Below are 13,798 nucleotides of genomic sequence, written 5' to 3' on the forward strand. Positions count from 1 at the left end.
GTCGATGAGGATCGGCTCCAGTACAGGCTCACTCAACTCGTTGCTCCTACCTATCCGGCGGTCAGCTCGATGCACACCGGGATCAGTCCGGTGCCGGCGCCGCGTTTTCGGCTTCCGTCAACGGACGCACAGATATGCCGGCATCCTGCAAGGACTGCCAGACCGTGCGGATAACCTCCACTGAGTTCGGCGCGTCCCCGTGCAGGCAAATGCTTTCCGGGGAGATTTCAAGATCCCGCCCGGAGACGGTGGCTACTTTCCCTTCCCGCACGAACCTGATCGCACGTGAGGAGACGAGTGCCGGGTCCCAAGCGAGCTTTTCCCGCTCGATAAGGAGGTTGCCGGCGTCGTCATAGCCGAGGTCGACAAATCCTTCCTGGACCAACCGGACGCCGTAGCGGGCGGCGAGCTCCGTGTGGCGCTTGTCGAAGCAGTAGAGAGGCAGGGAGCTGTCTATTTCGGCGACCGCCGCGATGACAGCTTCGGCCAGCTCTTCGTCCTCCAGCGACATCAGGTACATGACCCCGTGCGGTTTCACATGCGATAGTTTCGCCCCTTCAGCCTCAACGAAGCCCTTCAGGGCGCCAATCTGATAGAGCGTGTAGTCCTGAAGCTCTTCTGCCGAGACCGCTATTCGTCGTCGTCCGAAGCCCAGAAGGTCCGGCAGCGCGACGTGCGCTCCGATCTGGAGGCCTTGGTCGACCGCCGCCCGAACGGTGCGGCGCATGGTTCTTGGGTCCCCGGCATGGAAGCCGCAGGCGATGTTGGCGGCGCTGATATAGGGCATGAACTCCTCGTCCGGCGCGAAGCGCCAGCGGCCGTAACCTTCTCCCATGTCGCAGTTGATTTCGATGGCTGTGTTCATTATCCGGTTCCTCCTGCTGCAGACATGAGCATGGAACGTTCCTCGTCCAATGCATAGGCGTCGTCGATGGAAATGGGCTTGAACCGGATCCTGTCGGTCCCCGGCCGCATCTGGCCGGTTTTCCATAGGCTCGCCTTCGGCACGACTCCGAAGACGACGAAGCCGCCGGAAGTGGGCCCGTCAGGTCCGAGGATCACGGGAGTGTCACCATTGAGGTTGATTCCGCCGACAGGGTAGCCGGTGTCGAGGATGTTGGATGGATGTCCGCCGGCAATCCCGCCGTCGGGCCGGGCCCACTGCAACCTCACCGGGTCCAGCCTGATACCGGTACGGTTTGAATTCTGGTCAACCGTCCAAGAGCGAGCAAAGAAGTTTTGTACGTCCGTTTCCGTAAAGAACTCGGGTGAGGCAAATGGCCCTGGCACTACTTCCAGTTCCCAGTCGTGCCGATACTCGGGGATCCGTTCCTGCGGCAGTTCCGCTACGGATGAGTTATCCGAGCTTCCGATGTCCAGGACGTCTCCCTTGACGAGCGCCCGTCCTTCCACCCCTCCGAGTGAACCCATGGTGTAGGTGGACCGGGAACCGAGGATTTGGGGGACATCGATTCCTCCTCTTACCGCCAGATAAAACCTGAACCCGGATGACGCCAAACCAATTTTCAGTTCCGCACCCGCGGGAACGTCAACGGCAGCCCATTGTGGCACCGGGCTGCCGTCGACGGTCACTTCACCTGCGGCGCCGGTTACGGCCACCGTGGCGGGGGACCGGAACCGCAATTTGGCCTTGCCCAGTGTGATTTCCAGGCCGGCAGCGTCGGGGCTGTTGCCGACGGCCACATTGCCGAGCCGGAACGCGAAATCATCCATCGGACCGGCGGGGAAATACCCGCGTGACAGCATTCCGATTCGTCCAGGCCAGTCCTGGACGGTTGTCTGGATGCCGGGTTGCGCAACTTCAATGGACATATGTGGCTCCTCACGGGACGGCGGTTGCGGCGGCAGCGGTGTCCCGCTTGGCGGTGAAGTCTGCGGCCTCGGCCACGAGCGAAGCACACCAGGCGTTATAGCCGGCGACGTCAAAGTCTTCGTCCTGTATGTCGTAGACGTATTCGCCCCGGTGGACGGCTTCGAAGGAATCGGTCAGTTCCTGCTCGGAAACGGCATGGAATCTGACCCGGTCGCAGGGGCGCAGCAGCAGAGGCGACTGGGCGAAAGCAGGGTTGCGCTGTTGGATGTCGTACACGGGCAGGGTTCTGCCGAGCAGTTGGTATCCGCCAGGCGATTCCACGGGGTAGATCGAGTAGCACGGTCCGCCCAGGCCGATAGCTCCTTCCGCTGTCCAGGTACGGGTCGGGTTGTATTTGGGCGCGAAGAGAACCTTCCGCGGATCCAAAGGAAACGTGAAGGGCAGCCCGGGGAAGAACCCGATGAATCCGACCCAGAGGTCGGTCCCGGTGACGACTTCGACCAGCTCGTCGACGTCCCGAAGCCCGTTGTAGGCGATCGTGTAATCGACGTTGTTATCGTTCATGCAGTTGGGGGCGTCGGAGCGGATGCTGCGCACATAGCGGGCAACGGCTTCCTTGGAGGTCGAATCGTGAAACGCGGCAGGAAGATTCACTCGTCGGCTGGGAAGGACCAGGTTTTCCGTACCGGCTGCGTTGTCATAGGCCTCGTCCAATGCCGAAACGAGGTTCGCCACGTTTGTTTCCGCCGGGTTGTAGGAGAGCAGTATGGAACGGAAACCGGGGGATGTTTCGACCAGTCCAGGTGGGCGGGATCGGTTCACCTCGGTGTTGATGTTGTGGACAAAGAAGTTCAGGTTCAGGTCAAAATGCATGTCACCGAACTCGGCGAGGAGGTAACTGTCGCCGGCGAGGCGGTACGTGAGCGCGGGTTTGCCATCGGTGGCCGCCCGGCGCTCGTAAAGTGCGGACGGGACTCCTGCCCAGCGTTCCGAGATGTACTGTTTGGAAACCTCGTGCGGCTTCATCGTGCGTGCTCCTCCTGACCTGTTTCGCCCCGTGCTTTTGATTCGGCGGCCCGGTGCTGGACTTCGGTCACGATGCCGGTGCTGTAGCGGCCCGACTTGAAGGCCGGATCGTTGAGAAGCATCCGGAAAAATGGAAGGTTGGTTTTTAGCCCGGCCACCTGGAAGGCTTCGACGGCGGATCCGGCACGTGCGAGTGCTTCTTCCCGGTCCTGCCCCCAAACGATGAGTTTTGCCAGGAGCGGATCGTAGGCCGTGGTCACGGTATTGCCGGCTGCATAGCCGCTGTCGACGCGGACACCTTCTCCTGCGGGTTCCGTCCACTCACTGATGAGCCCGGGCGACGGCAGAAAGCGTTGCGGATCTTCGGCATAGATCCGCATCTCGATGGCATGTCCTGTCGGTTGGAGGTTGCCGGCGTCGAAGCTGACGTCCTGGCCGGCGGCTACGCGGAGTTGTTCCTCGACAAGGTCGATGGAGAACACGGCTTCGGTGACAGGATGCTCCACTTGCAGCCGGGTGTTCATCTCCAGGAAAACAAAAGACTGCCGCACTGGATCGACCAGGCATTCGACCGTACCGGCATTGCGGTAACCGACAGCAGTCCCCGCTCTTACCGCGCCGTCCAGCATCCGGGATCTTAGTTCCGGTGTGATGCCCGGCGACGGCGACTCCTCGGCGACCTTCTGGTGACGGCGCTGGACCGAGCAGTCCCGCTCTCCGAGCGCTATCACCTTGCCGCTCGCGAGTCCGAGGATCTGGACCTCGACGTGGCGGGCGTGTTGAATGAACTGTTCAATGAGGATCCGCGAGTCCCCGAAAAAGCGCTCTGCACGCGACCGTGCAGTGTCGAAGGCTGCCCGCAGGTCTTCGTCATTGTCGGCGACTATCATTCCGATGCCGCCGCCGCCTCCGGATGGTTTAACGATGACCGGGTAGCCGACAGAATTGGCGATCTCTACTGCCTCAGCGGCGTCGCTTACCGGTTCGGCCGATCCTGTCGCCACCGGCACGCCTGCGGCCTGCATCAGGTTGCGGGCGTTGATCTTGTCCGCCACCATGTCCATGGAGTCCGGTGAAGGTCCCACCCACGTGATGCCGCTTTCGATAACCCGCCGGGCGAAGCCGGAATTTTCGGCGAGGAAACCGTAGCCAGGGTGGATGGCCGAAGCCCGGACGGTACGGGCTGCTTCCATCAGTTTGTCGACGTTCAGGTAGGATTCGGCAGGATTGGCCGGACCCAGGGAGAAAAATTCCGAGGCTTCCTTTACGAAGGGCAGCTCTGTGTCCACATCCGAGCAGACGGCGATGGTCCGGATGCCCAGGGCGTTCGCTGTGCGGATGATGCGCCGGGCGATCTCGCCGCGGTTGGTGACCAAGAGGGATTCAAACAACGGCGTGGTCATGACTTGACGACTCCTTTGGCGATGAGGCGCGCCTTGGCCGAGGCACGGAAGCGGTCTGCAAGGACCGCGAGAACGAGCGCCAACCCCAGGGCGATGCTCTGCATGTTCGTATCGAGCCGCATGAAGTTCATTCCGTTGCCCAGCAGCATGATGAAGATGACGCCCAGGACAGTGCCGCCGACGCCGCCGCGGCCGCCCTGGAGCGAGGCGCCGCCGATGACGGCCGCGGTGATGGATTGAAGCGCGAAAGCTCCCCCAAAGGTCGGTTGCCCTGAGCCGCTGCGGGCAGTCAGGAGGTAGGCCGCGATAGAGGACAGAACGGCGCAGATGATGTAGGTGGCAATCAGGTTCCGCCGCACCTGGATGCCCGCGGTTTTTGCTGCCAGGGCATTTCCGCCGATGGCATACAGGTGGCGGCCGAACGTTGTCCATTTCAGTGCGACGAAAACAATCGCCAGGATCGGCAGTGCTACGAGAACCAGGTTGGGTATGCCCAGGGTGAAGCCTGACCCGAGGCCGACTATGTAGTCCCTCGGCAGGCCGGACACGGTGGCGCCCCCGCTGTAGACCAGCGTGATGCCCGTGACGATGGTGGCAGTGGCAAGTGTCACGATGAACGGGTTGACCTTCAGGAAAGCCACGCCGAGGCCGTTGGCCATCCCGACGACCAGTCCGACTGCGATGCAGACGACGAAACCCATGATCATGGACTGGCCTGAGAATTCCGGTATGCCGCCATAGACTTTCTGCATCATCGTGGCAGACACGATGGAAGACAGCGCGACGGTTGCCCCTACGGACAGATCAAATCCGCCCGTTACCAGTACCAGCATCTGTCCCAGGGAAATCAGCAGGAGCGTGACGGATTGCTGGGAGACGGATAGCAGGTTGTCGGGCTGCAGGAAGCGGTCGTTTGCCACGGCAAAGACGACCACCATGACGATCAGCAGCGGCGGCAGCGGTCCGACGCTGCTGAAAAACCTGAGCCAGAACTGGCGGTTTGGTTTCTTGGTACCTCGGACGGCGGTCGCCGGGCCCTTGACTTCGGTTGTTGACATGGCAGTCCTTATGCTGATGCGCCTACTGCATGCCCAAAGGCACCAGCGACAACGGCTTCGTTTGTGATTTGGTTGCCAACGAGCTCGGCCTGAACGCGCCCGCCGTTCATCACATAGACCCGGTCGGCAAGTCCGACGACCTCCTCGAGGTCGGAGGAGACCATGAGGACGCCGGCACCGTCACTGCACAGCTTGCGGAGATTGGCATATATCTCCTGGCGGGCCCCGACATCCACCCCGGAAGTAGGCTCGGCCACCACGAAAACCTTCCGTTCCCGTGTCAGGGCGCGGGCCAGAACGACCTTCTGTTGATTGCCGCCCGACAGGGCCCGGGCCTCGGCAGTTACGGACCGCGGCCGGATATCGAGCCGCTCGGCCAGTGCCTGCGCGAGGGAACGGATCCGTGCTCCGTGGATCAGCCCCAGCGTGCTGTACTTCTTAATCCGGTTGACTTCAAGAGCAATGTTCTCCTGAACGCTGAGGTCAAGCGCAAGGGCTTCCCGCCTGCGGTCCTCCGGCATGAAGCCGATACCCGCCTGGATCATCTGGCGGGGGTTGGGGCGACTGAATTTCCTGCCGTTGACCGAGACGGAACCGCTGGACAGGGGGATGAGACCGAGGACGGCCTTTGCGAGTTCACTTTTGCCCGAACCCACGAGCCCGGCCACGGCGACAATCTCACCCCGACACACCCGCAGGGATGCATGGGCGACCTTGCCGTCGGCCGTGGATGCATCCTCGATCTCCAGCAGGGGTTCGCCCTTGGTTTCGGCCTTTTGCGGATAGACGGCCGCGAGCTCCCGGCCGACCATGTCGGTGATCAACTGCTCTTCGGAAACCTCGTCGAGGGTATGGGTCGAAATGAAGGTGCCGTCCCGCATCACGGTGACCCGGTCGCCCAGGCGTCGGACCTCCTCCATCCGGTGGGTGATGTAGAGAAGCGCCCAGCCCTCGTCCCGGAGCCGGTCTATGATCCGGAAAAGCCGGTCCGCTTCCCGTTCGCTGATGGCGGCCGTGGGCTCATCGAGAAGGAGGATGCCCGGTGTCCCGAGCAGCCCTTTCGTGATCTCCACGAGCTGCTGTTCGGCCCTTGGCAGCGTTCCAACCTCAGCGTCCGGGTCGATGGCTGCCCCAAGCTGGCCGACCTTCTCCCGGGCAATGGCCCGCATCTTGGTGCGGTTCACGAACCCAAAGGTTTTCACCTCACGGCCGAGGAACAGATTCTCGGTGACGGACAGCGTTGGAGCCAAACTGAAATCCTGCAGGACGACGTTGATGCCCAGTTTCCGGGCATTCGCCGGTGAGTGGTGGGCGACGTCCGAGCCGCGGACGGTAATGGTGCCGCTGTCCGGCTGGTAGTTACCGAGGAGGATGTTCACAAGCGTGGATTTTCCCGCGCCGTTCTCGCCCAGCAGGATGTGTACTTCGCCGGGGTAAAGGTCGAGGGACATCCCTTTGAGTGCCCTCACGGGCCCGAAGGTCTTGACGATATTGCCAAGTGCAACGATCGGATGCTGTTCCAATGCCAGCTTCACTCCCTTCAGATGCGAGTGCCCACGAACCGGGAACACACGCGGGGCCCGGCCCCGCGTGGATGGATCAGCTCTTCGGTGTCCAGCTCGTCACCGTCTTGAAGTCCCGCGGCGCGAACATCTCGTTGTAGGGCACGTCGGCGGCGTTCTCCTGGGTGATCATCTTGGGCACCGGTCCGGATGTGGGCGCCTCCAGCTTCTCGCCTTCCAGCATGCGGACGGCTTGGTCAACGGCCATACGTCCCTGGATGGTGGTGAAGTCCGTTGGCGAACCTACGGCGTCGCCGGCCACGATCGCGTCGTACACGGGCGGGATGATGTCGAAGGCGTAGACGTCAACTTTTCCCGTCATGTTGGCGTTCCGCACCGCATTCACACCGGCTTCGGCAGCAATATCAACTCCCACGATGTGGGTGATGTCGGGATGGACCTTGAGGGTGTCCTCAATGAGGTTCTGCTGGATCTCCAGGCCCGGATCGGCGCGCCGCATCTCCGCCATCTTGACGTTGGTTCCTTTGATGGTGTCCTGGAAACCCTTGACTGCCGCATCGGACCATCCGGCGCCTTCCGGCCCGGGGAAGAAACCCACCAAGGCGGGTGACCCCTTGGTGTCATCGATGATGTACTCGGCCGTCGTCACTGCCAGATCATGGAAGCTCACGAGCGCGTGGGAGAAGAGGGGATTGTCCTTGGACTCGGGGCAGTCCGTACCGTTGATGAAGTCCACCACCGGTATTTTCTTTTCCAGCGCGGCGGCCACCTGGGGGCATACGCCCGTTGCGTTGATGGCGCCCAGAACGATCGCGTCGTAGCCGCCGTTGATGCAGTCCTGCATCTGGCTTAGCTGCTTGTCGAGGTTGGTATAGCCTCCAGCCTCGAACATGCTGTACTCAACCTTGTCCCTCTGTGCCTCGATCAGCGTCCCGTAGTTCGTGGCGGCCCAGTAGGAATCCTTCATGTGAGGGAACAGGACGCAGATCTTCCACTGCTTGGTAATTTTGTCGTTTGCAATGGGCTCATAGGTGGTTTCCGTCGTCTTGCCGTTCAGAGCCGTGTTGAGGGCGGGCGTAGTCCAGTTCTCCGCGGAACCGGTGCCCGTGGCTTCCCCGGTCTGCCCGTCTCCGGAGCCTCCCATTGCCCCGCACCCGGTTGCCGCCAAGGTGGCGGCCAGTGCAAGCGCGCCGATGGTGTTGGCTTTCCTGTTCAGCTTCATGTGTTTCTCCCAGCGCCGATAGCCGAAGGCCCGCCCGGCAGAGGCCGATTAAGTCGATTGCCTTTTGTACACAATCTGCAGCGGGTGTTGCCAGCATAGTCCGTGACGGGGATCACATCAACACTTTTCGCGCTGTTTCTCGCATCGCTTGAAGTTCAGTGCTGAAGTACGGCCTGGACCTGCCGCACCTATCGCGAGCGCTTCAGGTCTCGCCGGGCCGGCCGGGGCGGACCCCTGTCAATCGCGGTTTCTTCGCGCCGACCGGCAGGCTTTCCGGGCCAACTCCGGGCTACGGAGTAAACTATGCAATTGTCGACTAAAGACATCTGACACGGACAGCGATGGTTACGGGTTCGACCAGAACGAGTTGGTGGGGCTCAATGGCAGCGAGGATGGAAATCAGGATGAAAAGGGGAGTGCTCGACCCGATAGTGCAGGAGTCTACGCCGGCCATTATTGCCCGCCGTATCCGCGATGCAATCGCCCGAGGTGATTTCGCTCCAGGCCTCCAACTCGGTGAAGCCGAGCTTGCCAAAGAACTGGGGGTCAGCCGGGGGCCCCTGCGGGAGGCCATGCAGCGGCTCACCCAGGAAGGGCTGCTCGTCAGTTACCGGAACAGGGGCCTCTTCGTCGTCAGTATGGACGAGGACGATTTTCGGGACATCTACCTGGCCCGAACCGCGGTGGAAGCAGCCGCCATCCGCCGCCTGGTCAGCACAAACCCGGAGGACAGCGCGGCCCAGCTAATGAAAGCCGTGCATGCCATGGAGGATGCGGCGGAAAGCCCCCGCGGCGAAGCCATGACCGAAGCGGACATGAGCTTCCATGCCCTCCTGGTTGAGCTCGCCGGCAGCCCTCGCCTGAAGAAGATGCACGACACTCTCCTGACGGAAACACGGATGTGCCTCAATGCCCTGAAAAGCACGTACGCTACCGCCGACAAGCGCATCGCCGAGCACAAACGCATCGCGGAAGCCATCTCCAGGGGAGATTCAGACCTCGCCGAGAAGCTGATGGCCGAACACATGGAGGACGCACTGATGCGGCTGATCCCCTAGCCGTCCCCTCGGATTGCGCCAGTGCTCCCTCACCTTCCATATTTCCCGCCGATGAGTGGGGGAGCCATTCGCGAGGCGGCGTCGTGGGACGAGGTTGCCAATCCCTAGACCCGCGGGATGGCCATGTACTTGATCTCCAGAAATTCATCCAAGCCCACGCGCCCGCCCTCGCGGCCCAGACCGGAGGCCTTGATGCCGCCGAACGGCGCCGCCGGATTCGAAACGATGCCCGTGTTTAGGCCGACCATGCCCGACTCCAGACCCTCGCCGACGCGGAAGGCGCGGTCCAGGTCCTGGGTGAACACAAAGCTGGCAAGGCCCCAAGGGGTGTCGTTCGCCCACCGCACCACCTCGTCTTCGGTGTCGAAGGGGATGACGGGCGCCACCGGGCCGAAAATTTCTTCGTTCATCAGCGCGGCGTCGGGGCCGACGTCCGCAAGCACTGTTGGGGAGTAGAAGTAGCCGCTGCCCTCCGGGCGGGAGCCGCCGCAGACCACCTTGGCGCCCTTGGAAACGGCGTCGTCCACAAGTTCCTGGACCTTGTTGAGAGCCTTTTCCTCCACGAGCGGGCCGACGTCCGTGCCGCTCACTGCGCCGTCACCGACCTTCAAGGCGCTCAGCCGCTGGGCGAGGCGGACGGAGAAGTCAGCGGCCACGGAGCGCTGCACGAAGATCCGGTTGGCGGCGGTGCAGGCTTCACCCATGTTGCGCATCTTTGCGGCGAAAGCTCCCTCAACGGCGCGGTCCAAGTCCGCGTCATCAAACACAATGAGAGGGGCGTTCCCGCCCAGTTCCATGGAAGAACGCATGACGTTTTTGGCAGCCTGCTCCAATAAGCGGATGCCCACGCCGGTGGACCCGGTGAAGCTAATCTTTCGGGCAATGCCGCTTTCCATCCATGGGGTGACCACCTCGGAGGCTTTGGAGGTCGTGACCAGGTTCAGCACACCCTTGGGCAGGCCAGCCTCTGCCAGGACGTCTGCCAGTGCCAGCGAAGACAGTGGAGTGAGGTTGGCAGGCTTGAAGACCATGGTGCAGCCGGCCGCAATGGCAGGGCCGATCTTCCGGGTGCCCATCGCCAGTGGAAAGTTCCAGGGCGTGACCAAGACGCAGGGTCCAACGGGTTCCTTCGAGACGAGGATGCGGTTCTTGCCGTCGCCGCTGGTGGTCAGATCTCCGCTAATGCGGACGGCTTCCTCCGAGAACCAACGGAAGAACTCGGCGGCGTACGCCACCTCGCCTCTTGACTCGGCCAAGGGTTTTCCCATTTCCGTGGTCATAATCAATGCCAGTTCGTCTTGGCGGGCCATGATCAGGTCGAACGCGCGGCGCAGGATTTCGCTGCGCTCCCGGGGCGGGGTCTTGGCCCACTGTTTCTGGACCCGGCCGGCGGTTTCGATCGCCCGGCGCGCGTCTTCGGGGCCCCCATCGGCGACGCTGGCGATGACTTCCTCGGTGGCAGGATTGACGACATCGAACCGGGCACCGGACGATGCTTCGGTCCACTCCCCGTCAATGTAGAGGTTCGTGCTGACCTTTGCGACGGCATCGAGCGCCTTCTGTGACGTTCGGGAGCCGGCTGACTGAATGCTCATGAGCGATCCTTTTCTTGGTTGGAGGTGTTGTGGCCGGCGTTGCGTTGGGAAATCAATGCTGCTCATTCGCCGGGGTCCAATAGTTGGGCCAGGTGACGACCCGGCCTGGAGCCATCGATCTGTTTCACCTGCATGGCGCAGGAGAAACCGTCAGTAAGGATCACCGAAGAGGAATCGGTCTCGCGCAGGGCCGGGACCAGCGCTTGCTCGGCAACCAGCATGCTGATGCCGTAGTGATCCTTCTCGAAGCCGAAGTTTCCGGCCACGCCGCAGCAGCCGGGCGCATCCACCACACTCTTGACGCCCGCGGCCCTGAGTGCCGAGCGCTGAACACCGGCTCCGAAGACCGAGTATTCGTGGCAGTGCGTCTGCAGCACCACTTGTTCTGGAAGGGGGCGGGCCGGCGCTGGTTTCCAGCCGGCGGTGGACAGCTCGTCGACGTACGTCGCAAAGCTTCGCACCCGGGCGGCAACCCGGCGGGCCCGTTCCGTGTGGACCAGCTCGGGCAGGTCCTTGCGCAGCGCCGCCGCGCAACTGGGTTCCACCACCACGATGGGCCGATCGGTCCCGTCATCCAGAACCTCCGCTGCCGCGGCCATGTGCTTTTTCGCGGTATCCAGCTGGCCGGTGGAAATCCAGGTCAGGCCGCAGCAGGACTCGGCTGAGCATTCCACGGAGCCCGAGCCGGCCAGGACGCGGGCAGCGGAACCGGCCACCTCCGGCCGGAAGCCGCGGGTGAAACTGTCCACGAAAAGCACCACGCCGTGGACATCCGGAGCAAGGCCACCGCTGTGGTTGGTCGCCGGACCAATGCCCGCGGCCGCTACTTCGCGACGCCACTCGCCGGCTCCGGCGAAACGCGGCATCGCACGCCGGGTGGTCAGCCCGCCGAGGGCGGCGGCGACCTTCGCCAGCGGGGTGGACATCACGGCGTTGACCAGAGGCGCGGAGCGGCCCGTGAGCTTAAGCCAGCGGGGCAGCCAGCCCAGGGAGAAGTGGGACATCGGGCGGAGTCTGCCCTTGTAGTAGTGCGAGAAGAATTCGGATTTGTAGGTGGCCATGTCGACGCCCGTGGGGCAGTCGGTGGAGCAGGCCTTGCAGGACAGACAGAGATCAAGCGCCTCGCGGACCTCCTCGGACTTCCAGCCTTCCTCCACGGTGCGGGCGCCGCGAACCATGTCCTGGAGTACCCGGGACCGGCCCCGGGTGGAATCCTTCTCATCCTTCGTGGCGCGGTAGCTGGGGCACATTACGCCGCCCGCGTCCGTGCGGCATCGCCCCACGCCTATGCAGCTTTGAAGCGCGTGGACCCACGGATCCGTACCGCTGCCGGTGGAGGTCTCGGGGGTGTCGGTTTCGGCGGTCGCTCCGCCACCGGCGCTGACCGGGCGCAGGTCGAAGCTCGTGCGCCAGTGCCGTTCGGGAATGCCTTGCAGCGCCAGATTGACGTCCAGGTGGTCAGGATCGGTGAGGGATCCGGGATTGAGGATTCTTGCCGGGTCCCAGGTGCGCCGGTACGCGGCGAAGGCCGCCAGCAGGCGCGGGGAGTACATCAGGGGCAGCAGTTCCGATCGTGCCCTGCCGTCGCCGTGTTCGCCGGACAGCGAACCGCCGTGGCGGACGACCAGCCGGGCAGCTTCCTGTGTGAAGTCGCGGAAGACGCGGCGGCCGGCTGGGGTGCGCAGGTCATAGGTAATCCGGATGTGCATGCAGCCGGCACCGAAGTGTCCGTACATTATGCCCGTCAGCTCGTAGCGGCCCAGAAGGCCGCGGAAGTCTGAGAGGTAATCCGCAAGGTTCTCCGGGGCGACTGCAGAGTCTTCCCATCCTGGCCAGGATTCTCCACCCGTGGAGAGCCGCGCTGAGAGCCCGGCGCCGTCCTCGCGGACACGCCAAAGAGCGGCTCGCTCCTGCAGGTCCGGCACGGCGTGCCCATCCACCAAGCGGCCGTTTTCCCTGAGTCGGGCGAGCAGCCGGTCAGCTTCCGCCCGGACCTGGTGCGGATTCCCGCCGTCGAGGTCCACGTACAGCCAGGCTTTGCCTGTGGGCAAACCCGTGACCGAGCCCTTGCCGCGGCGGAAGCGCATGGTGTCCACGATCGCCTCATCGATACCTTCGACGGCAGCCGGGGAGAACTCCAGGATGGTCATGACGTCCCGAGCCGCGTCGACTATGTCCGCGTAACCCAGGCACACCAGCAGGGCGCTGGCGGGCTTAGGGACGAGCTTCATCCGGGCGCCGACAATGATGGCACAGGTCCCCTCGGAACCCGCGAGGGCTCGGGCGATATTGAACCCGTTTTCCGGAAGAAGGTGGGCCAGATGGTAGCCGGAGACTTGACGCCGGATCCGTTCGAGTTCCAGGCGGAACTCGGACAGGTGACTGCGGGCCAAGTCTTTGAAGGAGGCGGTCAGTGCACCCGCACGCGCTGCGGAGTCGTTGTCGCCAGGATCCGTGGCACGCAAACCGCCGGCCGTGGCCGTCAGGCGCGCGCCGTCCGAAGTGACGACGTCAAGCTCCACGACGTGGTCGGAGATCCGGCCGTAGCGAACGGAGTGGCTGCCGCACGCATCATTGCCCAGCGAGCCGCCCACGGTGGCACGGTTCTTGGAGGACGGGTCCGGGGCGAAGGTGAACCGGTGACCGGTGGCCTTCTCCACCTCGTGGGAGAGGACGGCGAGCACGACGCCGGGCTCGACGCTCACGGTGCCCTCCACCTCGTCGATCTCGTGGATCGCGTTCATGTGGCGGGAAAAGTCAAGTATCACGCCTGGGCCCATGGCGTTGCCCGCCATGGACGTCCCGCCGCCGCGCCCGATCAGCGGGGTTGCCGTTTCCCGGCATGCAGCAACGACCGCAAGCACGTCCTCGACCGTCCGGGGGAACACCACGGCAAGCGGGGCTACCCGGTAGTTGGAAGCGTCATAGGAGTATTCCGCTATGCGGCGTGGCGAGCTGTCGGCAGCCACGCCCGCGGATGCCAGGCGTGCAACCACCGCGGGGAGACCTGCATCCGGTGCGCCTGTTCGGCGGGTGCCCGTTGCCGGGCCTGCGGGGGAGCGAACAGCATCCGTCATGG

General features: G+C 63.4%; 10 protein-coding genes. 1 reads left to right on the plus strand and 9 read right to left on the minus strand.

Features of this window, described 5'->3' with window-relative positions:
• Positions 1-82: 82 nt before the first annotated feature.
• The 7 genes from AC5RW2_RS15230 to torT all read right to left on the minus strand — a co-directional run bounded on the left by AC5RW2_RS15230 (position 83) and on the right by torT (position 8,066).
• Positions 83-865, minus strand: coding sequence for a LamB/YcsF family protein (locus AC5RW2_RS15230; RefSeq protein ID WP_494074131.1), 783 nt, complete (start codon positions 863-865; stop codon positions 83-85).
• Positions 865-1,833 carry a 5-oxoprolinase/urea amidolyase family protein gene (locus AC5RW2_RS15235; protein ID WP_494074132.1) on the minus strand — a complete coding sequence of 323 codons (969 nt, stop codon included), beginning with the start codon at positions 1,831-1,833 and terminating at the stop codon, positions 865-867. Before AC5RW2_RS15235 ends, AC5RW2_RS15230 begins: the two co-directional genes overlap by 1 nt.
• Before the next feature lie 10 nt (positions 1,834-1,843).
• Positions 1,844-2,860, minus strand: a complete 1,017-nt coding sequence (locus tag AC5RW2_RS15240; RefSeq protein WP_494000342.1) for a carboxyltransferase domain-containing protein — start codon at positions 2,858-2,860, stop codon at positions 1,844-1,846.
• Positions 2,857-4,263, minus strand: a complete 1,407-nt coding sequence (locus tag AC5RW2_RS15245) for an acetyl-CoA carboxylase biotin carboxylase subunit (protein ID WP_494012609.1) — start codon at positions 4,261-4,263, stop codon at positions 2,857-2,859. The genes AC5RW2_RS15240 and AC5RW2_RS15245 overlap by 4 nt, the downstream gene beginning before the upstream one ends.
• Positions 4,260-5,321: an ABC transporter permease gene (locus tag AC5RW2_RS15250; RefSeq protein ID WP_494000340.1), complete on the minus strand. Its 1,062-nt coding sequence runs from the start codon at positions 5,319-5,321 to the stop codon at positions 4,260-4,262. The genes AC5RW2_RS15245 and AC5RW2_RS15250 overlap by 4 nt, the downstream gene beginning before the upstream one ends.
• 8 nt (positions 5,322-5,329) lie before the next feature.
• Complete coding sequence (locus AC5RW2_RS15255) at positions 5,330-6,856, minus strand: sugar ABC transporter ATP-binding protein (RefSeq protein ID WP_494012608.1); 1,527 nt, start codon at positions 6,854-6,856, stop codon at positions 5,330-5,332.
• 64 nt (positions 6,857-6,920) lie between these two features.
• Positions 6,921-8,066 (minus strand): TMAO reductase system periplasmic protein TorT, encoded by a 1,146-nt coding sequence (torT, locus tag AC5RW2_RS15260; RefSeq protein ID WP_494000338.1) that lies wholly within the window; start codon positions 8,064-8,066, stop codon positions 6,921-6,923.
• Positions 8,067-8,470: 404 nt separating this feature from the next.
• Between torT and AC5RW2_RS15265 the strand changes: the two genes are divergently transcribed.
• A complete protein-coding gene (locus AC5RW2_RS15265; RefSeq protein ID WP_494074133.1) occupies positions 8,471-9,124 on the plus strand; it encodes a GntR family transcriptional regulator in 654 nt (217 codons plus the stop codon).
• Between the two features lie 104 nt (positions 9,125-9,228).
• Here AC5RW2_RS15265 and AC5RW2_RS15270 read toward each other — a convergent pair whose 3' ends face one another.
• Both AC5RW2_RS15270 and AC5RW2_RS15275 read right to left on the minus strand, forming a co-directional pair.
• Positions 9,229-10,719 (minus strand): NAD-dependent succinate-semialdehyde dehydrogenase, encoded by a 1,491-nt coding sequence (locus AC5RW2_RS15270; RefSeq protein ID WP_494074134.1) that lies wholly within the window; start codon positions 10,717-10,719, stop codon positions 9,229-9,231.
• 62 nt (positions 10,720-10,781) lie between these two features.
• Positions 10,782-13,796: an FAD-binding and (Fe-S)-binding domain-containing protein gene (locus AC5RW2_RS15275; RefSeq protein ID WP_494074135.1), complete on the minus strand. Its 3,015-nt coding sequence runs from the start codon at positions 13,794-13,796 to the stop codon at positions 10,782-10,784.
• Positions 13,797-13,798 lie beyond the last annotated feature (2 nt).

It is taken from the genome of Arthrobacter sp. B0316-1-20, from assembly GCF_059091865.1.